This window comes from Flavobacterium swingsii, from assembly GCF_900111965.1.
GTDB classification, from domain to species: Bacteria; Bacteroidota; Bacteroidia; order Flavobacteriales; family Flavobacteriaceae; genus Flavobacterium; species Flavobacterium swingsii.
In genome coordinates, this window is sequence record NZ_FOJT01000001.1 from 368,200 (window position 1) to 392,415 (window position 24,216).

Sequence of the window (24,216 nt, forward strand, 5' to 3'; positions counted from 1 at the left end):
GTGACAAAATTATTATTCTACCGCTGGTTTATAATTTTTATTATCAATTATCATTTTCGATAATATTTCTTTCATAATTTCTGAAGTACCACCGCCAATTGGGCCTAAACGGCTATCACGTGATAATCTTGCTAACGGATATTCTTCCATATAACCATAACCTCCTAACATTTGTAAACAATCATAAATGGCTTGGTCGGCAACTTTAGTCGATTTTAATTTAGCCATAGTAGCTTCCTTTACTACATATTCGCCTTTGTCTAATCGTGCAATGGCTGCATAATTAAACACTTTAATGTGTTCTACTTCTGTAGCATGTTCCACCATTGTATGACGCAATGCTTGAAATTTATCTAACGATTTTCCAAACGCCTCACGTTCTGACATATATCCTAACGTATATTCTATCGCATATTCAGCACGTGAATGAGCGTTAACAGCCATAATTAGTCTTTCAAAAGCAAAATGTTGCATGATATAAGGAAATCCTTTTCCTTCTTCACCCATTAAATTTTCTGCAGGAATTTCTACATTATCAAATGCAATTTCTGCAGTATCTGAAGCTCTCCAACCTAACTTATCTAATTTTGTTGCAGATATTCCTTTTAAATTGGTATCAACCAAAAACATACTAATTCCTTTATTTCCAAGTTCGGGACTTGTTTTTGCAGCCACTACATAATAATCAGCATAAATACCGTTAGTAATAAATGTTTTAGAACCATTAATTATAAATTTATCTCCTTGTCTAATAGCAGTTGTTCTCATTCCTGCTACATCACTACCACCAAAAGGCTCCGTAACACATAATGCACCTATTTTTTCACCTAAAATACTTGGCGCTAAATATTCTTTTTTGATTCGTTCGCTACCTTCCGCATTTAAATGTGTCATGGCTAAATAAGCGTGAGCCCACATTGCTGCAGCGAAACCAGAAGATTTAATTTTTTGAAGTTCTTCCAAAAAGATTACTGTGTAAAACAAATCTAAACCTAATCCACCATAAACTTCTGGATATTTTAACCCGAAAAAGCCCATATCACCAAATTTTTTCCAAATAAATCGTTCAATTGTACCTGTTTTTTCCCATTTTTCAATGTGAGGCACCACTTCTTTATGCAAAAAATCTTGTAAACTCTTTCTAAATAATTCGTGTTCTTCTGTAAAATATATTGAATTCATAATAACTTAAAACCGTTAAAAAATATTGTGTTTTTTTAGAAGTTCAAATATAAGGCAATAATTTTAACTTTTTCAACAGGAAAACCCTTAATTTTTGTTAAATCCTCAATATTCTTGATTCCGTTATTCATACTTCGATAAGTCACAATTTCTTTAGCTAAAGCATATTTAAAATACGGAAATTTTGTTAATTCTTTGACAGAAATATTATTAATGTCGATTTTATTAGTGACTGAAGTTCCATAAACTTTAAAATGCGAATTTAATTGACTAATCACTTCGGGCGATAGTCCCCAAATATCTTGCATTTGATCCATACTTACAAACGAACCGAAAACTTCCTTTTGTTTCAGAATTCTATCAGAAATCGCATCGCCAATTCCGTAAATTTTCATCAAATCTTCTTTTGAAGCTTCGTTGATATTTATAATTACAATTTTCTCTTTTTTGTTAAAGTCTTTATAATTTGTATTTCCATTAGATGCATAATTTTTTTTATTTGTAACCCAATCCGGAAATTTAAAATACGGAGCAATTACAGCCAATAACGAATCGGAAATTTGAGTTACTTTTTGAAATTCTTGTGCAGAATTTACATATTTATTGGTTTTTCTGAAAGCCAATAATCTATCTATTTCGGCGACTTTCATTCCTAGTTTATAACCTTTGAAATCGTTAATAAAATTAGGATTAAAAGGATACATTTTATAAGTATCTTCACCAGCCATAGTTTTTACCGAATCGATTTCTGCTTGCATCGCCAACCATTGTTCTTCTTCTTTTGTTGGTATTTCTTTAGTTGAAAAATCGACAAAAAAATACAATATTTGCATTGTAATTATTAGCCCAACCAAAACGGTCAAGCCAATTTTTTGCTCTTTATTGAAAATGAAATATTGTTTGATATTCATAAGCTACAAGTCGAAAACTGAAGATCTTTTAGCTCGCACTAAATCCTTTAATTTTATTAAAAACCCTAATGTTAGGTAAACCCCAAACCATAATCCTGCAGTTACAAACGAAATATAAATAAAAAACAAACGCACACTATTTGCTCGCATTCCTAACCTATCAGCAAGACGAGAAGCTATGTGAAAACCTTGTTTTTCGAAAAGATATTTTAGTTTTATAACGAATCTCATTCTTTTGGCTAATCGGTAATTTGGTTATTTATTTAATCGTCCTTCGGCTATACTTCGACTCCGTTCAGCATAAACTTCTCAGGATGACATTTTTGTAAAACTACAAAAAATCTAATTGTCTAACTATCTAAAAGTCTAAGAAGTCTAATTCTTCAACAGTTCTAATCCAACGACACATTGCAAACACTTATTTTTGTTACAATATTCATTTTTAAGTTGTAATAAAGATTGACTTTCGAATGCATTTTTTGATGTGATTCCAACTGACTTAAACTTATCAATAATTGCATTTTTTTCTGAGGTAATTTGTTCTAAAAACTGAATGTTTTCTTCCGATGTTTCTTTACCTAAACTTTTTTCGTAAGCAAAACGAAAAGGAATAATAGTATTAATGATAAGCAAATCGACAAATGATTTTGATAATGATTTTGCTTTTTTTGGGCTTATTTTATCAAAATTATAATGTATTTGCCAATATTCTGTAACCGAAACATTGAAAATTTGATGTAATTCTTCGATGTTTTTAGCGCTAATTACTTTAGAAAATAAATTTTGATGCGTGTGATACAAATTTGCCAATTGCGACAATCTTATTGTAGGAAAATTGTCTGGTCGGTGCTTGAAAAACTGAACCGAATTAATAAAAATATTTTCTAATTGGTATTTATTTTGAATGTATTCCCAACGTTGTTTTAAGTCTTTAAAATAATTATCCTCCTTATCATGTTCTAATAAATTGGCTCGACCAAATAAAATTGCTTCGAGATTTTCAACCTCAAAAGATTCTTTTCGAATGATGGAAAACGGAATAGATTGTGCTACTTTAAAAAATGATTCACCATTGGTATTCAAACCAAAATTCTTAGCCAAGAAACAGAAAAAAGTAGCTTCCCAATCATTTTTATTTTCTAAAAGTAAGATTTCAATTGGATTGGATTTTCTTTCTAATCGCTCAAAAAACAAACGTTCTTGCCAATTTTTAAACACAAAATCTGGAATGGTTTTTATTTCGTTTTCGCAATAAATCCATGATTTTGTTGTTCTTAGTTTTTCGTATTGATGAATTAAAATTGGAGAAACATATTTTTTTATTTCTAAAACTGGAATTTCCGAGTTGTCTTTTCTAAAAATCGCTGCATCATGTTCCCAAACTACATGCAAAATAACCGAATCATAATTCTCATCTCGCTCGTGATTGTGTACGTACCAATCGGAAGATTTGATATGAATTTCGATATTTCCTGCCCATTTTTGATTATCGATTTCTATTTGTGCGTTAAAAAAATCTGGTCCTGCGAGTTGTGTAAAATTCCCAACATTAAATATAGATAAGTTTTCCCCCGAAGTAGTTTTTAAATTGGCAAAATCAAACTTCTTGTATTGCCAAATATAGTGGAGAAAATCTTCTTTCATTGCAATTGTTTTATAGGCTTGTAAATGAAAGACCAAAGTAATAAAAAAACACTAATTTCACTAATTTACGAAAATTGGTTTTCTGTAAATCAATGAAATTAGAAAAAATAATACCCGACTGGTTTTGAAAACCTGTCAGGTATATTTGGAAATAGAATTATTTTTATAGCTATTTTATCGAACCAATAATATCATATTTCGTAATAATATGATGCTTTCCGTTTCCTAAATCGACTAAAACAGCTTGATTTTCTTTGGTAAATAATTTAGAAACTTCTTCGATTGCTGTTCCTGTTTTTACAATAGGATATGGTTTTCCCATTATCTCACGAATAGGTTTATCGGCCACATTTTTATCGGTCACGTAACTTTGAAATAAATCTGATTCATCTACCGAACCTACAAAACCTGTAATATCAATCACTGGAATTTGAGATATTTTGTATTTTCGCATACGCTCGATAGCATGTGAAACCAACTCTTCAGTACGAACAATTACTAATGGTTTGTCGATATGATCCTTAATAATATCTTCGGCTTTTGTGATTTCTTCATCTAGAAAACCACGTTCACGCATCCAATCATCATTGAACATTTTTCCTATATAACGACTTCCTGAATCGTGAAATAACACCACGACTACATCTTCTGGTTTGAAATGTTCTTTTAGTTGTAGCAACCCTTTTATCGCAGAACCTGCTGAATTTCCTACGAAAATCCCTTCTTCTAAAGCAATTTTACGAGTATAAACCGCTGCATCTTTATCGGTAACTTTTGTAAAACCATCAATGATATCGAAATCGACATTTTTAGGTAAAATATCTTCTCCAATTCCTTCGGTTATATAAGAATAAATTTCGTTTTCGTCGAAAATACCTGTTTCGTGGTACTTTTTGAATACTGAACCATAAGTATCGACTCCCCAAATTTTGATATTTGGATTTTTTTCTTTCAAATATTTTCCAACGCCAGAGATTGTACCTCCAGTTCCCACTCCAACTACAAAATGTGTGATTTTACCGTCGGTTTGTTCCCAAATTTCTGGTCCAGTTTGTTCGTAATGCGCAATTGAATTACTTGGATTATCGTATTGATTTACATACCAAGAATTTGGTGTTTCTTCTCCTAATTTTTTAGAAACTGAATAATATGAACGAGGATCAGTTGGCTCAACATCAGTTGGGCAAACGACCACTTTTGCTCCTACAGCACGAAGAATATCACATTTTTCTTTGGATTGTTTGTCGGAAATAACGCAAATTAGTTTATATCCTTTTACAATCGCTACAAGTGCTAATCCCATTCCTGTATTTCCTGAAGTTCCTTCGATGATGGTTCCTCCTGGTTTTAGGCGACCATCGGCTTCGGCGTCTTCTATCATTTTTATGGCCATACGGTCTTTGACAGAGTTTCCTGGATTGAAAGTTTCTACTTTTGCAAGTACTAATGCGCTTACTTCTTTGGTAACTTTATTTAGTCGTACTAACGGCGTGTTTCCGATAGTTCCTAATATGTTTTCTGAATATTTCATTGTTTTTTAGTTTTGGATTTTGATTTTAAAAATCAGAACCTTCGAATTTATATGCAAAGATACATATTAGAATTATAATTGTGAAATGGAATGTTGTTTGCGTGAGGGATTGAGGCGGTATCCTTTTTTGAGGCACGAAAAAAAGATATAGCCGAAAGCCCGGCCCTTGTGGTCACGCCCAAAAAAATATTTTTTTATTGAAAAAATGTCCAAACCAGACCAAAGCGGATAATGAAATCTTTGTACGGATAATCGGGTGCCGAGTAATAGTTTCTTCCTGTAAAACTAGAATTTAAATGCTCAGCTTTTAGGAATATTCTGGCTTGACGCACCCGTGCATTGATGAAGAAATCGACTAGTGGAAAATCTCCTACTTTTGTCTTTTCTTGCACATAAAACTCTCCAATTAGCGGGTTGTAATCGTTTGCGTAGTATTTTGTAAAGGTTTGAAATGTGAATCCTGTTTGCAAAAACATGGCTTTTTTGAATACATAATCGGAAAAATACAAAGTGTTTCTTGTGACTAATTTGGGCGCATTTAGAATATTTTCATCTTGTGTAACTTGCTGAAACAAAACAGTATTATCTAAAGCAAATCTTCTGAATTTTAGCTCTTTACCGATTTTTACCGATAAATAATTTATTGTTTTACCGTATTGTTTTGGCGTTGTAACAATAATTGAATCGGATTTGTCGTCATCACTAAAATACAAATAATCATCTAATCTGGTGAGTTGTGCTTCGGCAGAAAGCCATTGCATATTGGCTTTTAGCTTGATGGTGTTTATTTTTTCGTTCTTAAAATTATTATACCAATTGTAACTTACAAAACTACTTTGATATAAGGTATAATTCAAATCTGGGACTTTACTTTGGTTTAAATATTGTGCAGAGAAATTATTTTTTTCGTTCCATTTGTACTGTACTGAAACATCTAAAGTAGAAAATGTTTGTTTTGATATTGATTTAGAAAATAAAGCTTCTCCTCTTAGCTTGTTCTTAGAGTATAAATATTTTCCACCAACGGCATTGAGTTTGGCATTATTTAGATTTGGCACTGAAACCTGATTGTTTGATATTAAAAGTCTATTATATAAATAGTTATATTGATAATTTTCTATAAAAAAATGAAAATCTCCTAGTGTTTTATTTGAAAAACTAGCTTCTATTTTGTTATAAGCGATATTGTTTTTCGTTACATCGTAATAATTAGAAGGTAAATATCCGCTTCCGAATCTTTCAATTGTAGCGGCACTACTAAATTCGAACATTTTGCTTTCGTAACTAAACTGATGGTTTATAGAAATATTGTTCTCGCTGTCTTTAGAATTTATCCTAAAAGAATGATCTAGAAAATATCTTTTACCTTTTAGCAAGGCTTTAGCATTTTCAAAATAGACTTCTAATCGGGAGCGTTGCGTGAACTGCGGATTTCCTGATTCAAAATCTGAAAGATTAGAAACACCACCGTTTTCGCCATTTAATGCATCTTGACTCGTGTAATGAAAATTCGCTAAGTATCGCTTGTTTTTTGAAAAATAACTGGTTGTAAATCTGAAATTTCCTGAACTGGACAAAGAATTCACGTATTTACCTAAAGAACGTAATCCTTTGTAAGCAATAGAAAAATTAAGTTGTTCGGAAGTATTTAAGGTTATAAACGCATCTACCGATTGTCCTTGTTCTAAAGTGGTCTTAAAATACAACTCGGTAATTGGAGTTGCTACCGAATAGTAATTAATATCTTTTGACTTTGCATAGTTAAAATGCTTGGCTTTAAACCCAAACTCTGGCAAAGTGCTAGGATTATTTAAACCAAAATCTAACGTATTATAAGTTTGCCCGTCGTTAGCAAATGGTAATAGTCCGAAATTATCTTTACGCAAATGGTTAAATTTATAATCTTTGTGTATTGTTAACGAAGTATCAACATAAGTTGTGTCTTTTTGCAAAGTCACAATACGATACATATTTATAGGTGCTTTGGGGTTTTCTTTGGGTTTGTCGCGCAAAGATTTTTTTATAGTATCATTTTTATTTATAGACAACTCATTATCTACTTGAGCAAAGCTGCTCAAAGTAAAAACGAATAATAAGATTGTAAGAATGTGCTTCATATAATAAACTGTGTTGCAAAAATACACAAATATTATACATAAAAAAAGCCCACCAATTGGTGGGCTTTAAATATTTAAAGAAAATTATTTTCTTCTTGTAAATGATGGTTTTTTATTAGCCACTTTTCCAGAGGCTAAAACTTCATTAGTTACATAATCAGTAACAACATAACTGTTTCCAGTTTTTGTAATTATTGCAACATAATCTGCAAAACTATCACTAGTTGTCATAGGTACAGAAATAGTTGTTGACCATACACCGTACTTAGACATAGTAAGTTTCATATCATGATTAAATGCAACCTTTGGTCTTATAAACCCTGTATAAGTATAAATTTCAAAATACACATAATAATCACCATCAGGAAGCGAAGCATCTAATACAGTCAACTCAGGATTAGCTGATGTAGCACCATCAAAATTTAATGGAGCTCCTGAAGGATCAAATATGTAAAGATCAAAATCAAACATACTAGTGTCATGCGCAAGATTATCTGTTCCTATATATGGAGTATCAATAATACTTCCAAAAAGGTTAGTTTGCTTATCCCAAGTTAATCCAACACCAACATCATTACTTACGTAATCAGCGATGTTAATTGTGATAATTTCAGAATCCGGGTTAACTTTTATTAAACCATTTCCAGAAGATACTAATCTAAGTTTAAGAACTTCATTACCTTCTTTTAACAAATCTATATCCGGAGTTATAGTAAAAGTTGTAGAAGTAGCATAAGCTGGAACAGTCATAATATAACCAATTCTTCCTTGTGGAAAACCTCCTGCAGCAGTATCAGTTTCGTCACCTGAACAGCTAAAATCTCTAAAAGATGCTGTCGTTCCGGCGTCATAAATCTCAACTTTATAATCCATCGCACTACTATTAGGACTGTCAACATTAAGTGTAAATGTTATTTCAGTACCCTCAGTAGCCGTAACGCTAGTTTTGTCTAAAGTTACAACTGTTTTGACAAGTCTAACATCTTCTAATGTTTCATCATCATTATCGCAAGCAACAAATGCAAGTGCAACAAGCAAAACAGGTAATAAGTTTTTTATATTTCTCATATTTATCATATTTATTATAATTAAATTCTAACTAATGTAAAATTTCTATTTACATAAAAAGAAAGACCTGTTAAATTAACCTCAGTAAAAACTAAATTACCTGATGGAGATTCAATAATACCAGTTGGTCTATCAGTAGTTCCAGTTTTAAACATTGGGTAACTACCTTCAAATTGCCAGTCTATAATTTCAAGATCTCTACAAACATCTGAAAAATCAAATGTAAGAGGCTGACCTCCTGAAGAAATTCCTGGTAAACGAGAACATCTATAAACATTAGGTGCAATCTTAACAACCGTAGCCGCTCCAGCAAAAGTTGATGTAGGACCCGATACAAGATAGGTATTATAATTACCTTCTAGAGCCGTAGCACAACCCACAAAAATAATTTTGATAGATTTGTATTGCTCACCAACTACTCCGCTAGATGCAGAAGTAAGTTTTAATACCAACTCAGTTTTTTGAGTAGCATTAAAAGAACCTGTATTTATTAATAAAGGAATGTTAGCAAAAGATCCTCCAGCAGGAATAGTAACTTTTCCAGTTGCATCAGCAAAATCAAATTCAGTTCCTTTTACAGCAGTAGAGTTTGCTAAATCAATTTCGTAAGAAACTGCTATAGGAGTAACAGGAGCTAGTCCGTCACCTAATCCCTGCATAACTACAGGTACATCAAGTGTTTTTTGCCCAACGTTAGAAAAGTAAGCAACATTTTCAACGCTTTTATTGAATCCTACAATTTCAGGACCCTCATTACGAGTATCATTTGCCAATCTCTCTTCATCATTACAAGAGAACAATGAGAAAGCAAGTGTCGCAATTAATAATATTTTTTTCATAATAATAAATTTAAAGTTAATAATATTATTTCCAGAATGGTCCTGTAGCAAAAACGCTAGCAGACGATTGAGATGGAACATTTGAAGAGTTAGATATAATCTCAGAATTAGGATACATCAATCTTTTAGGTTTACCATTAACGTTGTTAAGTGCATTAGGTGTTACAGGGAAACCTGTTCTCACGTAGTCAATCCAACTTTCGTGTCCACTCACATGCATTAAAGCAATCCATTTTTGAGTCATAATCGCTTCTACTTTATCAGTAGTAGCATTCCAACCAAAACCAGGAACAGCATCAATATCTGTTAAATAAGTTCCTATTGTAGCTCCTAATCTAGTAAATGATGCAGCAATACCTTCATCAAATAGAGTTTTTGGATCAGCTGTAAATTTAGCAGGATATTTGAAAGCAGCCTCAGCTAAAAGGAATTTTGCTTCAGACAAAGTCATTACTTGACCTGCCATAGAAGAACCAACAGTTGCATTTGTACCAACTGGTAGTGGCACAATAGCAGCTCCTAAAGAAGAAACAACATCTGCTGCCGCTAGTGCTGATTCCCCTTGTTCAACTCCTACTACACTTCCTGCAACCAATGTAAATAATCTACCTCTACGTCCATCGCTAGTAGAGTTTAATTTTGAAGCTGCATTATCAGAAGCTACAACTAAATCTCTATTTTGAACTTTAGTTCCAGAAATACCAAAACCGTAAGCAGCGTAAAATGGATTTTGAGCATCTCCACTTGCAGAAGAATAACCAGGATTGATAGTTACATTTGAAGTAATAAAATCAGCTCCAATAAGTGTATCTAATTGAGCATCTAAATAAGCAGTAGTTTCTGCATCAACTAAACCAGATTGTCTCATTAACAATCTTAATTTTATAGTATTAGCAAAACGTTTCCAATTATCCATATTTCCAGCCAACATAGCATCTTCAGTTCCTACAACAGCATCGCTACCATTAGCACCATTTATCATAGCTATCGCCTCATCTAAATTAGTTACAAGAGCTCTGTATACCATTTTATCATCATCATAAGCTGGCGCTAAATTAGCGTTACCTAAAAATGCTTCAGAATAAGGACAATCTCCATACATATCGACCATAGTTTGCATGTAAAAACTTTTCAGGATTTTTGCAATGGCTTTATGGTTATCATAATTATCACTTTCATACACTGTAATATTGTGTAAATTAGCAATATTCGCATACCCGTAATTCCAAATATTTTGATAAAAAGAGGTTGTCATGGTAGAACGTAATTCAGCACCATAAGGATCTGTAAATGAATTAACATTTCCACTCCACGAGTTCATCATGATATTACCAAACTGATTTAAGTTTTGTGAAGCTATACCACCTTCAACATTTCTAGTATCACCAGAAATTACACGAAAAGTTTGCGTTTGTGCAGCACTTAAAGCCAAATTTGGTGTTATTTGAGACAATAGTGCAGTATTTGGAGTATCATTTACATCCAAATAACTCTCACAAGAGCCTAAGGATAAAATTAAACCTGTAAAAAATAATTTGACTATTTTATTTTTCATAATAAATTAATTAAAAAGTTAAGTTAAGCGAAAATCCGTAAGAACGTTGCGCAGGATATCTTGAAGTAAATGGATCGATACCAGCTGCATTTCCACTAGTTTCAGATGCTTCAGGATCACCATAATTTCTGTTTTGTTTAGAAAATATAGTTATAGGATTACGAGCATTTACCCCAATAGATAAAGCAGATAAACCAGTCTTACCTATTAAAGATTCAGGGAAAGAATAACTTAAAGAAGCTTCTCTCAATTTGAAAGCAGTAGCGTCTAAAACTAAGTTTTCACCTGTTCTTGAGTAGAAACCGTTGTTGTAACCAGCAATATAACTTGCAGTACCACCACCACCTGTTACTACAGTAGTATTTGTTTCGTCAGCACCATAAACACCATCTCCATTATAATCATAAGAAGAGTTTGGCATAATAAATCCACCACGGTTTTCAGCACTTTCTATTGTAGAACCATTAAATGATAAATCTTGTTTTACATAAGAAACAAACTGATGTCCTGTTCTGTAATCCATTGTAGCAGATAACTTAATTCCTCTATAAGAAACAGAAGGACTATATCCTAAAATATAATCAGGAGTAGTTTTTCCTAATTTTTGTTGACTAGGGTCAATAGTAGGATTACCATTTGCACCAAGAATTACTCTACCCATACTATCTCTAGTATATTTTGTTCCTTTGATAAGTGGAAACTCATCTCCAAGATCAGCAAAGATACCTGCAGTAGCAGATGGAGCTCTTAAACTAATTGAAGTTAAACCACCCTCTAAAGCAGTAATAGTTGTTTTATTATGTGAGAAGTTTAATTTATTATCCCAACGAAAACCTCTAGGGTCAGAATTTTTTATAGGTGTAAAACCTAAATCAATTTCATATCCTTTATTTTGCAAAGAACCTACGTTATCTAAAACAGTTTGATAACCAGTAGAGAAAGGAACATTCGTTTGTGTAATCAAATTATCAGTATCTGCAACATAATAAGATCCGTCTAAAGTAAGTCTATCATTAAAGAAACCTAAATTAATAGAAGCTTCTTTTGTAGTTACAAATTCTGGTTCAATTTGAGAATATGTAGGTCTTAGTTGTTGTACATAAGAATTGTTTCCAAAAGGATATCCGAAACCAGTCGTAGCAGTTTGATTAATAGCATAAGCACCAACTGCAGAGTCATTACCCACTTTAGTAAAACTTCCAAATATTTTCATGTAATTAAGAACATTTCCTTTAATGCTTTCAAATGCTTTTGTAGGAATAAATGATAAACCAACACTTGGATAGAAAAAGCTATATAAACTTTTATCAAAAACAGAAGACCAGTCATTTCTACCAGTAGCATTTAAAAATAAATAATCTTTATATCCTAATTCAGCACTAGCAAAAACACCAACTTTTCTAAAATGAGTAGATCTGTTTGCTAAAGTACGTGAACCACCATCATTATCAAACACTAAAGCACCAGCAGTATACGGGTTTAAAACATTAGAGATGTTATAAACTCCTGGTATAGCAAAGTTTGTTCCTCCAACCTCGTTAGATTTGAAACTATTATCTTGAAGGTTATTTCCTACAGTTGCTTTAAGAGAAACATTATCTGTTAATTTATAATCAAAATTCACCAATAAATCACCATAAAACACTCTTCTAAAATCAGTAGAAGATACTAAAGCAGCATCAATAGCAGCTGGAGACGCTCCATAAGTATCAGGACCTACAACATCAACATAAGCATTACGATACTTCAAGTTGTTGTTTGTGTTCATTCTTAAATTAGCCAAATAACTTGCACTAATATTTTTGTTAAACTGATAACCAAAAGTAGCGATTGCAGCAACAACATCTCCTTTTAAAATCTGTCTTTGATTATCTCTTTTCCAGTAAGGATTGTTAGCATAAACAGTCCAGTGGTGTTCGTTACCGCTTTGGAAAGAAGAAATTGGAATGTTTGTTGCAGCTTGTAATAAATCACTAAACAATTCAGACTCAGTTTGTCTAACATTCTGAGTGATATAATTTAAATTTCCTTCAACAGAAAATTTTCCGATTTTTTTACCCGCTTTCAATAAAAATGAGTTTCTTTTCAGCTCATCTCCGTCAACGATAAAATCATTAACCTGACGATTTGCAGAGAAGTTTACGTAACCAGTTTCTAATGAACCTCCACTAATACTAATTCCGTTTTGAGAAGTAAGACCATTATTAAAAAATTCTTTTATATTATCTTGATTTCCTGTATATGGCGCCATAACAAAGCTACCATCAGCTTGCATCATACCAACTGGCTGAAGCGAACCATCATACTCAGGACCCCATGATCCGTTTTCAACATTTGAATGTGCTCCATCCCAACCTTGACCGTAACGCATTTGTCTAATAGGCGTGTAAGCTATCTCAGAAATATCTAAAGAAGATTTTATTGTTACAGAAAATTTATCACTTCCACCTTTTTTAGTAGTTACAATAATAACACCATTAACACCATCAGATCCGTAAATCGCAGATCCTTGAGCACCTTTCATAGCATTTACACTTAAGATAGTCTCTGGTGGAATTTGTTGTAAAGTCGCTAAAGATGATATAGCACCATCAATAACCACTAACGCTTGATTGTTTCCTGTGATAGAACGAGCTCCTCTAAAAACAACTCTGTTCTCACCAGCAACACTACTATTAGTAGTATTAATTTGCAAACCAGATACTTTTCCAATTAATGCTTGAACAGCATTTGGACTAGAAGCTCTGTTCAACTCTTCAGCTTTTACAACCGTATAACTAGATGTAATCGCATCTTGCTTACGCTTAATCCCTAAACCAGTTATAACAACAGTTTCTAATTGCTTAGCATCATCTTGCATTTTAACATTAATAGAACCCGAAGCATCGACTGTTTTTGAAATATCACTCATACCCATGAATGAAAAAACAAGAACCTCACCTTCACTAGCCTTGATAGAATACGCTCCATCAAAACCTGTCGATACACCACGTTGGGTACCTTTTACTACAACATTTACACCTGGCATAGGACCACTTGCGTCAGTCACAATACCCTTTACAGTTTTCTCTTGTGCAAAGGAAAGCTGCATAGTCAACGCTACTAATAGCGTAAAAATCCATTTGAACTTTGATCTCATATTATTTTTATTTGAGTTAGTTATTCCGCAAACTTCTTAATAATTTCTTAAATAACCAAATAATACGACGGAATATTACAATTTTATTTAAGTTAAAAAAAATGCTTGAATATAATCGGAATGATAATCACTCGTTTATATGATACATAATAATGCAAAAGGTTGTGTAAAAAATTATATTTTTGTCAAAATTACATTTATGCTAAATCCTTTTTTTTTAACACAACATTTGGAAGCCGGCACTGACGAGGCTGGACGAGGTTGTCTGGCTGGGCCTGTCACAGCGGCAGCAGTTATGCTGCCAGAAAATTTTGAATCTAAAATTTTAAATGACTCCAAACAATTGTCTGAAAAAACTAGAGAACAATTAAAACCTATTATTGAAGAATTGGCAATTTCCTTTGCCGTTACACATCTAGAGCCTATAATAATTGATGAAATAAATATCCTGAACGCTTCACTAAAAGCAATGCAAGAATGCGTTTTACAATTAAACCCTGCTCCTTTATATATTATTGTAGATGGAAATCGTCCTTTACTATCCAAAAACAGCTTCAAAAAAAGCTCTGGCAAAATATTTACCGATAAAGAAACAGAAATTCTTCATTCGATACCAAATACAAGTATCATAAAAGGAGATTCTAAATATTTAAGCATTGCGGCCGCATCGGTTTTAGCAAAAACTTATCGTGATGAATATATGAATAAAATTCATGAGGAATTTCCAATGTATAACTGGAAGAAAAACAAAGGCTATCCTACAAAAGAACATCGAGAAGCCATTAGAAAATATGGTGTAACAAAATACCACCGAATGTCTTTTAGGTTATTACCCGAACAATTAGAACTTGATATTTAAAATCACCCAATAATTGTACAATCAAACAATACAGTAAAATGTTTTAGTATTTTTTCTTTTACTTCTTCTTCGTTTACTTTTTCGACACCAAGTTCTACATTTAATGAAGTTACCGCTTTTCCTTTTATACCACACGGAATAATATTATCGAAGTAACCCAAATCGGCATTTACATTAAGTGCAAATCCGTGCATGGTAACCCAACGAGAAGCACGAACACCTAAAGCACATATTTTTCTTGCAAACGGAGTTCCTACCCCAAGCCAAACTCCAGTTTCGCCTTCGCTTCTTGTACCTATTATATTATACTCTGCCAAAGTAAGAATTATGACTTCTTCTAGAAGTCGTAAATATTTATGAATGTCTGTAAAGAAATTTTCTAAATCCAGAATTGGGTAACCTACAATTTGCCCTGGCCCGTGGTAAGTAATATCTCCACCTCGATTTATTTTGTAAAAAGTTGCGCCTTTTGCTTCGAGTTGTTTTTCCGATAAAAGCAAATTGGACAAATCGCCACTTTTCCCCAAAGTGTAAACATGCGGATGTTCTACAAAAAGAAAATAGTTTGGTGTTTCGTCTTGACGTTCCTCTCTCCTATTTCGGATTTTAATATCTAGAACTTCTTGAAATATTTTTTCTTGGTAATCCCACGTTTCTTTGTAGTCTTTGTGTCCTAAATCTTGGAGTTGTATGGTTTTGTTCATTTTTTTAGAAGGCACTGAGGTTGTGAGAAGCAAAGGTACAAAGTTTTGATTGAAATTATGGTACGCGGATAACATGGATTAAACGGGTAGTCATGGATTTTTCTAATCTTGTTCTGAGTGACAATGTTGACAATAGCCCAGATTGCAACGAAAATCCTTTTGTTTTTTTCTTTAAAAAATAAAAGATTGTAGTGAAAAGCTGGAAATAGCTCCTAAAAAACTTTGAAACCTTGCGACTTTGAAACTTTGTAACTAATCTCTATCTTTGCAATCTTAAATAAAATTTACCCATGCAACTTTCGGAACAAGAAATCATTAGAAGAGAAAAACTGAGCGCTTTACGCCAACTAGGAATTAACCCTTATCCTGCGGATTTATTTCCTGTAAACCATACTTCGAAGCAAGTGAAAGACTCTTTTGAAGAAGGTAAAAAGGTGACTGTTGCTGGTCGTTTGATGAGTGTAAGAGATCAAGGAAAAGCTTCTTTTGCTGAGTTACAAGATAGCGAAGGTAGAATTCAATTGTACTTTAACCGTGATGTAATTTGTGAAGGTGATGATAAAACGTTGTACAATCAGGTTTTTAAAAAACTGACCGATTTAGGTGATTTTATAGGTATTGAAGGCGAATTATTTACCACTCAAGTGGGTGCAAAATGTATTCGTGTTCAGAATTTTACTTTTTTAAGTAAAACTTTGCGTCCGCTACCTTTACCAAAAACTGATGAAGACGGAAATATTCATGATGCGTTTAACGATCCTGAATTAAGATACAGAATGCGTTATGTAGATTTGGTTGTAAATCCGCAAGTGAAAGAAGTTTTTGTAAAAAGAACCAAATTATTTACTGCCATGCGAAACTTTTTTAACGAAAGTGGTTACATGGAAGTAGAAACTCCCGTTTTACAATCTATCGCTGGTGGTGCAGCGGCGCGTCCGTTTATGACGCATCACAATAGTTTAGATATTCCTTTGTATATGAGAATTGCAAATGAATTATACTTAAAAAGATTAATCGTAGGTGGTTTTGATGGTGTGTATGAGTTTTCGAAAAACTTCCGTAACGAAGGAATGGACAGAACGCATAATCCAGAATTTACCGCTATGGAAATATATGTAGCCTACAAAGACTACAATTGGATGATGACTTTTGCTGAAAATTTATTAGAACATTGTGCTACTGCTGTAAACGGAAGTAGCGAAGCGACTTTTGGTGAACACAAAATAAACTTCAAAGCTCCGTATGCTCGAGTTACAATGACGCAAGCAATTATCGATTTTACTGGTTTTGATATTTCCGGAAAAAGTGAAGCAGAATTATTTGCTGCTGCTAGAGGCATGGGAATCGATGTTGATGAAACCATGGGTAAAGGAAAATTGATTGATGAAATTTTTGGAGCAAAATGCGAAGGAAATTATATTCAACCAACCTTTATAACCGATTATCCGAAAGAAATGTCTCCATTATGTAAATCGCACCGTGACAATCCAGATTTGACAGAACGTTTTGAGCTGATGGTTTGTGGTAAAGAAATTGCCAATGCATATTCTGAACTAAACGACCCAATAGACCAACGCGAACGTTTCGAACACCAACTGAAATTATCAGAAAAAGGGGATGATGAAGCAAATGGCGTGATCGATGAGGATTTTCTTCGTGCTTTGGAATACGGAATGCCACCAACATCGGGAATGGGAATTGGAATGGACAGACTTATTATGTTTTTGACCAATAACGCATCGATACAAGAAGTATTGTTTTTCCCGCAAATGAGACCTGAGAAAAAGCAATTGGAATTGACTGAAGATGAAAAATGGATTGTTGAATTGCTAAAAGCAGAAAACAATCAATCATTAAATGGTTTGAAAGAAAAATCGACTTTGAGTGGAAAAAAATGGGACGCAGCTATGAAAGGCTTGTCTAAACACGGCTTGACCAAAGTTGTAGTTGATGGCGATAGCAAAACGGTAGTTTTGAACTAGAAGTTTTTAAACTCTTAAATATATCATAAATCTGCTCAAATGGGCAGATTTTTTTATTTACAATTAAACCTTTTCATCTATTTATCGTCTTAATGATATAACCTTAAAAAAAAATATCATGAAAAAATTAATTTTCACCTTAGCATTAATTACTAGTCTTTCGTTTGCAGCAATTGCACAAGAAAAAGAATCAGGAAAAAGAAACGCAACTGAAAAATTATCGGCAGAACAAAGAAATGCTTTACATCTGAAAGAAATGACATTAGATTTAGATTTGACAGCTTCACAACAAAAAGAAATAGCGCCAATTATTGCTGAACAAACCACAAAAATGGAAGCAAAAAGAAACGAAATGAAAGCGAAAAAAGAGGCTAAAAAATCACTGACAGCAAATGAAAAATTTGAAATGAAAAACAAATCTCTCGATAATCAAATCGAGATGAAAGCCAAAATGAAAAAGATTTTAAACGCTGAACAAATGGAAAAATGGGAAGCCAATAAAGGAAAAAGAAAAGATCAAATGAACAAGATAAAAAGACAACATAGAAACAAAACCAAAGGAGAAGTTTCTAAATAATTTTTGGTAGTTCGAAAAAAAAGTTTAGATTTGATAATTATAACTAATCGACCACATTAAATTATGAAAAAAATATTATCAATATTTGTACTGCTTTTTGCATTGAACGCAAGTGCTCAAGTTCAAAAAAAAACAATTCAAAAAGAATTATCAATTGAGGAAAAAGCTAAAATAAACTTTACGGATCTGACATCTGTAATAAATCTTGAAGATCCCACTCTGGATTATGCTCTTACGCAACTATTTACAACAAAACACAAGATGCTTTCAAGGGAAGGTCTTACAGAGACTGACAAAAAAGAAGTTTCAAATCTAATTGATGCCAAATTAAGAGCAACTCTAAATTACGAATCAATTCAAAAATTGGAATCTAAAGGAATCTACAAAAAACTGCTTAATTAATTTTTTTACATAAAAACCAACACTACTAATTCATGAAAAAAATATTATCAATATTAGCTTTATTTTTTGCTTTTACATTTTCTGCTAGCGCACAAACGGAAAGCAAAAGCCAAACTTCAGAAACATTGGCCAAAAACGATGTGTTAAAAGTATCTAAAGTAATCGCTTTGGAAGAAAGTATGAAAAAGAATCTTCATATCATATTTTTAAAAAAATACGATGCCTTAAATGCAAACCAAACATTAACTAAAGAAGAAGCTAAAGGATTTTCTGAAAATGTTGATACCAATCTAAAAGCGGCACTTTCTGCTGAAGACATTAAGAGATTAAAATCTGTTACAGGTTTATACGACAAGTTAATTTATAAATAAACTTATATTTTAAACAAAAAAACCACTATTAATAGTGGTTTTTTTGTTTAAAAATCTTTCGAAACTTTATCTACCGCTCGAATTGTAAAATCTAAATCTTCATAGGTTAAAGCATCGGAAATAAACCAAGTTTCGTAAGCTGATGGCGCAATATAAACACCTTCTACAAGTAATCCGTGGAAGAATTTTTTGAACGTGTCATTATCACCATTTTTAGCAGTTTCAAAATCAAAAACTGGATTAGCATCGAAATGAACAGAAATCATCGAACCCACTCTGTTTATAGTATGTAGCACATTATTTGAAGTAAGTACTTTGGCAATTCCTTTTTCTAAATAAGCTGTTTTTTCTTCTAATCTTGTAAAAACTGCTTGGTCTGCGTTTAAAGCTTTCAACATAGCCAATCCAGCAGCCATTGCCAAAGGATTTCCAGATAATGTTCCTGCTTGATAAACCGGCCCAAGTGGCGCTAAATAATTCATTATTTCGTTACGTGCAGCAAAGGCACCAACTGGCAATCCGCCTCCTATTACTTTACCAAAACAAACAATATCAGCTTTTATATTATATAATTCCTGAGTCCCTCCTTTTGCGAGGCGAAATCCAGTCATTACTTCATCAAAAATTAGCAATGTGCCATTATCGTCGCAAATTTGTCGCAAAGCTTCTAAAAAATCTTGTTGCGGCGGAATACAACCCATATTTCCTGCAACCGGCTCTATAATAATGGCTGCAATTTCGTTTTTATTAGCCTCAAACAAATCTTTTACATTTTGAATGTCGTTATAGCTTGCTAACAAAGTATCTTTCGCAGTTCCTGCCGTTACTCCAGGACTGTTTGGCGAACCAAAAGTTATCGCTCCGCTTCCTGCTTGTATTAAAAAAGAATCAGAATGCCCATGATAACAACCTGCAAATTTGATTATTTTATCTCTTTTTGTAAACCCGCGAGCCAATCTTATGGCACTCATACAAGCTTCGGTTCCTGAGTTTACAAATCGAATTTTATCGATATTTGGCACCATTGAAACGGCTAATTTTGCTATCTCAGTTTCTAATGCTGTTGGCATACCAAAAGAAGTTCCTAGTTTTGCTTTTTCAATCACAGCACTTACAACGGGTTCGTAAGCATGTCCTAAAACCATTGGTCCCCAAGAGTTGATATAATCTACAAATCTATTTCCGTCTTCGTCATAAACATAAGCGCCTTTTGCACTTTTTGCAAATATTGGCGTTCCTCCTACTGATTTGAATGCTCTTACTGGCGAGTTTACGCCACCAGGAATTACTTCTTCCGCTTCCGTAAACAACTGGCTACTTCTTTGGTATAACATAAAAAAATTATGAATTATGAATTATGAATTACTTTATAATAATACTTTGACCTAATGAAAGGTTATTATCAATAATATTGTTTTTCTTTTTTAACTCGTCGATAGTGATATTGAATTTCTTAGAAAGAGAATATAACGTATCTCCTTTTATTACTACGTATTGACTTTCGTTATCTGCAATTTCTTCTTTTTTATCTAAAGGTTTTACAGGAAAATCTATTCCCAAAACTTCAGCATCGTATTGTTGCAGCTCATATCTTTCTATGATTCCAATTAGTTTTTCTGGATATTTCACATCAGTAGCATAACCTGCTTTTTTAAGTCCTCTTGCCCAAGCTTTGTAATTATTTTTTGGTAATGAAAATAAGGGTTTATACCAAGCTCTACTAGTCAAAAAATAAGAATGATCTCGATAAGATTCCTCTGCATGTTCATATTTTCTAAAACATTCTTGTGCAGTATCGTCGTCATGTTTTATACTAGGACCTGTCCATTCTTTATGACATTTTATTCCAAAATGATTGTTTGCCTGAACACTCAAATCCCCTGTTCCTGCTCCAGATTCCAGAATTCCTTGTGCGAGTGTAATACTCGCAGGAATGCCATCTCGAACCATATTTTCTTTTGCAACTACCTTAAATTGTGCGATATAAGCCAAAACCATTTCGGTAGTCACTCTCACTTTTTGAGTGGCTTCTAAAACCTCAATTTTAGGTGGCGCATTTTCTTTTTCAGGCGTTTTTATTACCACTTTTTCTACTGGAGTTTCTACTTTTTGTTTGACAGTAGTTTTTTGAGTTGCATGCGCTGTTTTTCTAGGCTGCACTTTTGGTTTAGAAGCCCCGCAACTTACTAATAATGATACTAATATAAGAAATGCTATTTTATTCATCAAAAACTATTTTATTCATTTTTTTCTTTTCTAACAATCCATTCATACCACTTATTCCTTGCAAGCCTCCTGTATGAATCATTAGTATTTTTGAACCATTTGGGAAATAATTATTAGCAATTAAATTCATTACTCCATAAACCATTTTTCCTGTATAAATGGGGTCTAAGGGAATTTTTACATCCATATAAAACTGATTTATAAAACCTATTAGTTCGTCAGTTACTTTACCATAACCGCCAAAATGATAATTGGCAATTAATTCCCAATTGTTATTTTTTGCAAACTTACGAATTTCATCTTTCAAAAAGTCGCCTTTTAAGGCTGGAAATCCAAGGATTTTTTGATTTGGGGTGGCACTATTTATTATTCCCGAGATTGTACCGCCCGTTCCTACCGCACAACAAATATAATCGAAATGAGCATCTTCATTGATTAGAATCTCTTCGCAACCTAATATTGCCAACACATTTGTACCGCCTTCTGGAAGTAAATAATGGTTTCCGTATTTGGTATTTAGTTCAGAAATAAATGATTCCGACATTTTATTTTGATATACTTCTCGAGAAACAAACTCAAATTTCATTCCACAATTCTGCGCAAAAAGTAATGTTGGATTCTCTTGTATTTTACCTACCAATTCGTTACCTCTAATAATTCCAACAGATTCAATACCAGCTTCCTGACAAGCAAACGCCACCGCCGCAATATGGTTTGAAAAAGCACCACCAAATGTAATTAGTTTATCATGATTTAACTCTTTTGCTTTAAGAATATTGTATTTCAGTTTTCGGAATTTATTTCCCGAAACAAACGGATGCAACAAATCCTCTCGCTTTATGGTTAAAGTGATGGTTTTATTTTGGATTTCAATATTTTGATTGACAGAATTCATTTTTACAAAAGAGACAAAGGTACAAAGGCTCTTAGGAACTAAGGTTTGAAAATTCGCAAATTTGTGGTAAAAAAATAAAAAAATCGTGACAATCCGTATTATCCCTGTCATCCGCGTACCAATTTATCTTCAAAAATCTAAAACCAAAAAAGCAGCCCGAAAGCTGCTTTAATTTTAATATAGAATTAACCTTTATTTTTTAGTAGAAATAGAAACCTTTTTAGTGATTTCCTGATTGGCTCCAGTTATTAATTTTACGATATAAACCCCTTCGCTTAATCCAACTGTACTGTATTCATAACTAACATTAGAACCTAAATTTGCCTTAGACAATATTGTTTTTCCAGAAACATCATACAAAGTACAAGATTTCAAATCTATTGCTTCAGGGTTTTTGATAGTTAAAAATCCGCTTCCATTATTTTGAAAAACATCAAAATTACTAGCTACATTATCATTTGTACTTAACGCATTCTCTACAAATGTAATTTCATATCCATTATTATTTACACCTGCAGGAAGAGAAACTTCATATTCCGCATTTTTTATATCGTGGTACAAATCTGTTGTTTTATCATGCAAGTACACCATTTGATTGTCATCGAAACCATATAAAGTACCTATAACTTTAATTTTGAATGTGGCTGGAATATTATTTCTAAATCCTACAGGACATTTTTTATTAATATCGAATGGAGAAAATGACATCGCATATTCCTTGTCGCTTCCTTCTAAAATATGATAAAAACTAAACGGCGCAGTATCTGATGATGCTCGTGCATCGGCAGCGCTATCAAAACCATTTGTATAACCATCAGCAAATCCTAATGCTGTTCTTATAAATCCTTGATTGGTATTTACAATCGCATTTATTCTTAGTTGTGGTGCATAACCCTTTTTTTGGATTGTATAATCAGTTCCTGCTACATTAGGTATTTCAGGATAAAATTCATTTCCTTGAACAGTATTGCTACTAGATTTAGCAAACTGCGAAGTCCCTCCTTCTTTAACAAAGGTTCTAAATTTATTTTGCATAGTAACACTCCCTGCTGCGGTACCCATAACCATAAATCCTTGCCCAACTGGACTAAATCTTCTGGCGAAAGTTGTCCCATCTTGATTAGAAGCTCCACCATCTGGATTCAAATCTAAGTTTTGAGTTCCGTCTGCATTATAGGACCAAATATCAGATCTTAAATAACCGCCACCTGGTGTATATTTTCCATAACCTCCTTGATAAGCCGCAATGAGATGCGAATTTACAACTGATTGTTCCCAGAAATAAGCAGTCCCATTTATCGACGGATTGTTTATTGCTCCAATATCATCTGCAGTACCCCATAAAGTATCTGGACCAGGAGCATCTTTACCCAAAACCATATTGATGTCTATAGCACTAGGATAAGGATTACCTACTAATGTAAAATTCCCATTAGCAACGCTAACCGAAATATTTCCGTCATTAGGTTTCCCTCTAAAATCATATCGTTGATTACTCCCCGAATTGTTTGTTCCTGTTTCATTTGTAATTGTAGTCCCATCGGTACCACTAGTTCCTTTCATCGTAAATCCTTCTCCAGCCGCAATTGTTGGATTAGCTCCTACTGAAAACCATTGAGAATAAGTAGTAGATGACAAGAATTTATAAATCCAGCGGGAAGCAATTTGAAGCGGTGACGAAATCCCGTCGACAGCTGCCATTGCTAACGGCGCCGTAAATGTAGTTGCCGTAACCGTCGTAGGTCTTCCTAGATTAACAATACCAAAAGAATCATTTACTGTCGATGCTGCCACAGGAATTCCTACTGGAGAACACCAATAGTTGTACTGGTAATTGTTAACTGTTCCGTCTTGAAAAACAGACAAAGCACCATTTCCTCTGTTGTTTCCAGCACCCGAAGTCCCTTGTAATAACTGAGAACTATTGCGCAAAAACAAATTACTTGTAGGGTCTTTTAGCTCTACATTTCCTGTTGCATAAACATATTGGTCGTTTACATACACATAAGTATTAGGGCTTACGTACAGCTGAGCCTGAGTAGCTATTCCTAAAAAAAATAACAATAATAGATAGTTGTATTTCATATGTTTACGGTATTAAAAAAGTGAGTTGACTACTAAAAATTAATAAACCAATTAAAATCCATAAACAAATATATTCAAAATAAATAAACAATAAAAAAACATCGACAAACTACAATTAAAATCGATTAA

Annotated in this window: 20 protein-coding genes; 5 read left to right on the forward strand and 15 right to left on the reverse strand. The window is 33.1% G+C overall.

What is annotated here, in order from left to right; genetic code table 11:
* Nucleotides 1-12 precede the first annotated feature (12 nt).
* The 10 genes from BM053_RS01735 to BM053_RS01780 all read right to left on the reverse strand — a co-directional run bounded on the left by BM053_RS01735 (nucleotide 13) and on the right by BM053_RS01780 (nucleotide 13,986).
* Nucleotides 13-1,182 carry an acyl-CoA dehydrogenase family protein gene (locus BM053_RS01735; protein WP_091473331.1) on the reverse strand — a complete coding sequence of 390 codons (1,170 nt, stop codon included), beginning with the start codon at nucleotides 1,180-1,182 and terminating at the stop codon, nucleotides 13-15.
* Nucleotides 1,183-1,217: 35 nt separating this feature from the next.
* A complete protein-coding gene (locus BM053_RS01740) occupies nucleotides 1,218-2,093 on the reverse strand; it encodes a ComEA family DNA-binding protein (protein ID WP_091473333.1) in 876 nt (291 codons plus the stop codon).
* Between the two features lie 3 nt (nucleotides 2,094-2,096).
* Nucleotides 2,097-2,324 carry a hypothetical protein gene (locus BM053_RS01745; protein WP_011963325.1) on the reverse strand — a complete coding sequence of 76 codons (228 nt, stop codon included), beginning with the start codon at nucleotides 2,322-2,324 and terminating at the stop codon, nucleotides 2,097-2,099.
* 144 nt (nucleotides 2,325-2,468) lie between these two features.
* Nucleotides 2,469-3,737 carry a DUF2851 family protein gene (locus BM053_RS01750; protein ID WP_091473335.1) on the reverse strand — a complete coding sequence of 423 codons (1,269 nt, stop codon included), beginning with the start codon at nucleotides 3,735-3,737 and terminating at the stop codon, nucleotides 2,469-2,471.
* Nucleotides 3,738-3,906: 169 nt separating this feature from the next.
* Complete coding sequence (locus tag BM053_RS01755) at nucleotides 3,907-5,268, reverse strand: pyridoxal-phosphate dependent enzyme (RefSeq protein ID WP_091473337.1); 1,362 nt, start codon at nucleotides 5,266-5,268, stop codon at nucleotides 3,907-3,909.
* 194 nt (nucleotides 5,269-5,462) lie between these two features.
* Nucleotides 5,463-7,385: a putative porin gene (locus tag BM053_RS01760; RefSeq protein ID WP_091473339.1), complete on the reverse strand. Its 1,923-nt coding sequence runs from the start codon at nucleotides 7,383-7,385 to the stop codon at nucleotides 5,463-5,465.
* A gap of 84 nt (nucleotides 7,386-7,469) precedes the next feature.
* On the reverse strand, nucleotides 7,470-8,453 hold the full coding sequence (locus BM053_RS01765) for a hypothetical protein (protein WP_143076452.1): 984 nt from the start codon (nucleotides 8,451-8,453) through the stop codon (nucleotides 7,470-7,472).
* A gap of 20 nt (nucleotides 8,454-8,473) precedes the next feature.
* Nucleotides 8,474-9,292 (reverse strand): hypothetical protein, encoded by an 819-nt coding sequence (locus tag BM053_RS01770; RefSeq protein WP_091473344.1) that lies wholly within the window; start codon nucleotides 9,290-9,292, stop codon nucleotides 8,474-8,476.
* 25 nt (nucleotides 9,293-9,317) lie between these two features.
* Complete coding sequence (locus BM053_RS01775; protein ID WP_091473346.1) at nucleotides 9,318-10,847, reverse strand: SusD/RagB family nutrient-binding outer membrane lipoprotein; 1,530 nt, start codon at nucleotides 10,845-10,847, stop codon at nucleotides 9,318-9,320.
* 10 nt (nucleotides 10,848-10,857) lie between these two features.
* Complete coding sequence (locus BM053_RS01780; RefSeq protein WP_091473349.1) at nucleotides 10,858-13,986, reverse strand: SusC/RagA family TonB-linked outer membrane protein; 3,129 nt, start codon at nucleotides 13,984-13,986, stop codon at nucleotides 10,858-10,860.
* Nucleotides 13,987-14,185: 199 nt separating this feature from the next.
* Between BM053_RS01780 and BM053_RS01785 the strand changes: the two genes are divergently transcribed.
* Nucleotides 14,186-14,845 carry a ribonuclease HII gene (locus BM053_RS01785; RefSeq protein ID WP_091473351.1) on the forward strand — a complete coding sequence of 220 codons (660 nt, stop codon included), beginning with the start codon at nucleotides 14,186-14,188 and terminating at the stop codon, nucleotides 14,843-14,845.
* Between the two features lie 2 nt (nucleotides 14,846-14,847).
* Here BM053_RS01785 and lipB read toward each other — a convergent pair whose 3' ends face one another.
* Nucleotides 14,848-15,549: a lipoyl(octanoyl) transferase LipB gene (gene lipB, locus BM053_RS01790; protein WP_091473353.1), complete on the reverse strand. Its 702-nt coding sequence runs from the start codon at nucleotides 15,547-15,549 to the stop codon at nucleotides 14,848-14,850.
* Nucleotides 15,550-15,839: 290 nt separating this feature from the next.
* Between lipB and lysS the strand changes: the two genes are divergently transcribed.
* From lysS to BM053_RS01810, 4 genes are all read left to right on the forward strand, one after another.
* The gene (gene lysS, locus BM053_RS01795; RefSeq protein ID WP_091473355.1) at nucleotides 15,840-17,531 is read left to right on the forward strand and encodes a lysine--tRNA ligase; all 1,692 of its coding nucleotides are present in this window, start codon (nucleotides 15,840-15,842) and stop codon (nucleotides 17,529-17,531) included.
* A gap of 118 nt (nucleotides 17,532-17,649) precedes the next feature.
* Nucleotides 17,650-18,108 (forward strand): hypothetical protein, encoded by a 459-nt coding sequence (locus tag BM053_RS01800; RefSeq protein ID WP_091473357.1) that lies wholly within the window; start codon nucleotides 17,650-17,652, stop codon nucleotides 18,106-18,108.
* A 63-nt stretch (nucleotides 18,109-18,171) separates the two neighbouring features.
* Nucleotides 18,172-18,510 carry a hypothetical protein gene (locus BM053_RS01805; RefSeq protein ID WP_091473359.1) on the forward strand — a complete coding sequence of 113 codons (339 nt, stop codon included), beginning with the start codon at nucleotides 18,172-18,174 and terminating at the stop codon, nucleotides 18,508-18,510.
* Nucleotides 18,511-18,542: 32 nt separating this feature from the next.
* Complete coding sequence (locus BM053_RS01810) at nucleotides 18,543-18,881, forward strand: hypothetical protein (protein ID WP_091473361.1); 339 nt, start codon at nucleotides 18,543-18,545, stop codon at nucleotides 18,879-18,881.
* 47 nt (nucleotides 18,882-18,928) lie between these two features.
* On the opposite strand, the gene hemL is transcribed toward BM053_RS01810, so the two are convergent.
* The 4 genes from hemL to BM053_RS01830 all read right to left on the reverse strand — a co-directional run bounded on the left by hemL (nucleotide 18,929) and on the right by BM053_RS01830 (nucleotide 24,087).
* Complete coding sequence (gene hemL, locus BM053_RS01815; protein WP_091473363.1) at nucleotides 18,929-20,215, reverse strand: glutamate-1-semialdehyde 2,1-aminomutase; 1,287 nt, start codon at nucleotides 20,213-20,215, stop codon at nucleotides 18,929-18,931.
* Between the two features lie 28 nt (nucleotides 20,216-20,243).
* Complete coding sequence (locus BM053_RS01820) at nucleotides 20,244-21,107, reverse strand: glucosaminidase domain-containing protein (RefSeq protein WP_091473366.1); 864 nt, start codon at nucleotides 21,105-21,107, stop codon at nucleotides 20,244-20,246.
* Nucleotides 21,100-22,002: a 1-aminocyclopropane-1-carboxylate deaminase/D-cysteine desulfhydrase gene (locus BM053_RS01825; protein ID WP_091473367.1), complete on the reverse strand. Its 903-nt coding sequence runs from the start codon at nucleotides 22,000-22,002 to the stop codon at nucleotides 21,100-21,102. Before BM053_RS01825 ends, BM053_RS01820 begins: the two co-directional genes overlap by 8 nt.
* A gap of 192 nt (nucleotides 22,003-22,194) precedes the next feature.
* The gene (locus BM053_RS01830; protein WP_091473369.1) at nucleotides 22,195-24,087 is read right to left on the reverse strand and encodes a T9SS sorting signal type C domain-containing protein; all 1,893 of its coding nucleotides are present in this window, start codon (nucleotides 24,085-24,087) and stop codon (nucleotides 22,195-22,197) included.
* Nucleotides 24,088-24,216: the final 129 nt, after the last annotated feature.

Coding starts and splice junctions, on each gene's coding strand:
- BM053_RS01745 (WP_011963325.1), bottom strand. CDS start 2,324: ATGAGATTCGTTATAAAACTAAAATATCTTTTCGAAAAACAAGGTTTT.
- BM053_RS01785 (WP_091473351.1), top strand. CDS start 14,186: ATGCTAAATCCTTTTTTTTTAACACAACATTTGGAAGCCGGCACTGAC.
- BM053_RS01825 (WP_091473367.1), bottom strand. CDS start 22,002: ATGAATTCTGTCAATCAAAATATTGAAATCCAAAATAAAACCATCACT.
- BM053_RS01740 (WP_091473333.1), bottom strand. CDS start 2,093: ATGAATATCAAACAATATTTCATTTTCAATAAAGAGCAAAAAATTGGC.
- BM053_RS01775 (WP_091473346.1), bottom strand. CDS start 10,847: ATGAAAAATAAAATAGTCAAATTATTTTTTACAGGTTTAATTTTATCC.
- BM053_RS01800 (WP_091473357.1), top strand. CDS start 17,650: ATGAAAAAATTAATTTTCACCTTAGCATTAATTACTAGTCTTTCGTTT.
- BM053_RS01770 (WP_091473344.1), bottom strand. CDS start 9,292: ATGAAAAAAATATTATTAATTGCGACACTTGCTTTCTCATTGTTCTCT.
- BM053_RS01735 (WP_091473331.1), bottom strand. CDS start 1,182: ATGAATTCAATATATTTTACAGAAGAACACGAATTATTTAGAAAGAGT.
- BM053_RS01760 (WP_091473339.1), bottom strand. CDS start 7,385: ATGAAGCACATTCTTACAATCTTATTATTCGTTTTTACTTTGAGCAGC.
- BM053_RS01755 (WP_091473337.1), bottom strand. CDS start 5,268: ATGAAATATTCAGAAAACATATTAGGAACTATCGGAAACACGCCGTTA.
- BM053_RS01750 (WP_091473335.1), bottom strand. CDS start 3,737: ATGAAAGAAGATTTTCTCCACTATATTTGGCAATACAAGAAGTTTGAT.
- BM053_RS01820 (WP_091473366.1), bottom strand. CDS start 21,107: ATGAATAAAATAGCATTTCTTATATTAGTATCATTATTAGTAAGTTGC.
- lipB (WP_091473353.1), bottom strand. CDS start 15,549: ATGAACAAAACCATACAACTCCAAGATTTAGGACACAAAGACTACAAA.
- hemL (WP_091473363.1), bottom strand. CDS start 20,215: ATGTTATACCAAAGAAGTAGCCAGTTGTTTACGGAAGCGGAAGAAGTA.
- BM053_RS01780 (WP_091473349.1), bottom strand. CDS start 13,986: ATGAGATCAAAGTTCAAATGGATTTTTACGCTATTAGTAGCGTTGACT.
- BM053_RS01810 (WP_091473361.1), top strand. CDS start 18,543: ATGAAAAAAATATTATCAATATTAGCTTTATTTTTTGCTTTTACATTT.
- lysS (WP_091473355.1), top strand. CDS start 15,840: ATGCAACTTTCGGAACAAGAAATCATTAGAAGAGAAAAACTGAGCGCT.
- BM053_RS01805 (WP_091473359.1), top strand. CDS start 18,172: ATGAAAAAAATATTATCAATATTTGTACTGCTTTTTGCATTGAACGCA.
- BM053_RS01765 (WP_143076452.1), bottom strand. CDS start 8,453: ATGAGAAATATAAAAAACTTATTACCTGTTTTGCTTGTTGCACTTGCA.
- BM053_RS01830 (WP_091473369.1), bottom strand. CDS start 24,087: ATGAAATACAACTATCTATTATTGTTATTTTTTTTAGGAATAGCTACT.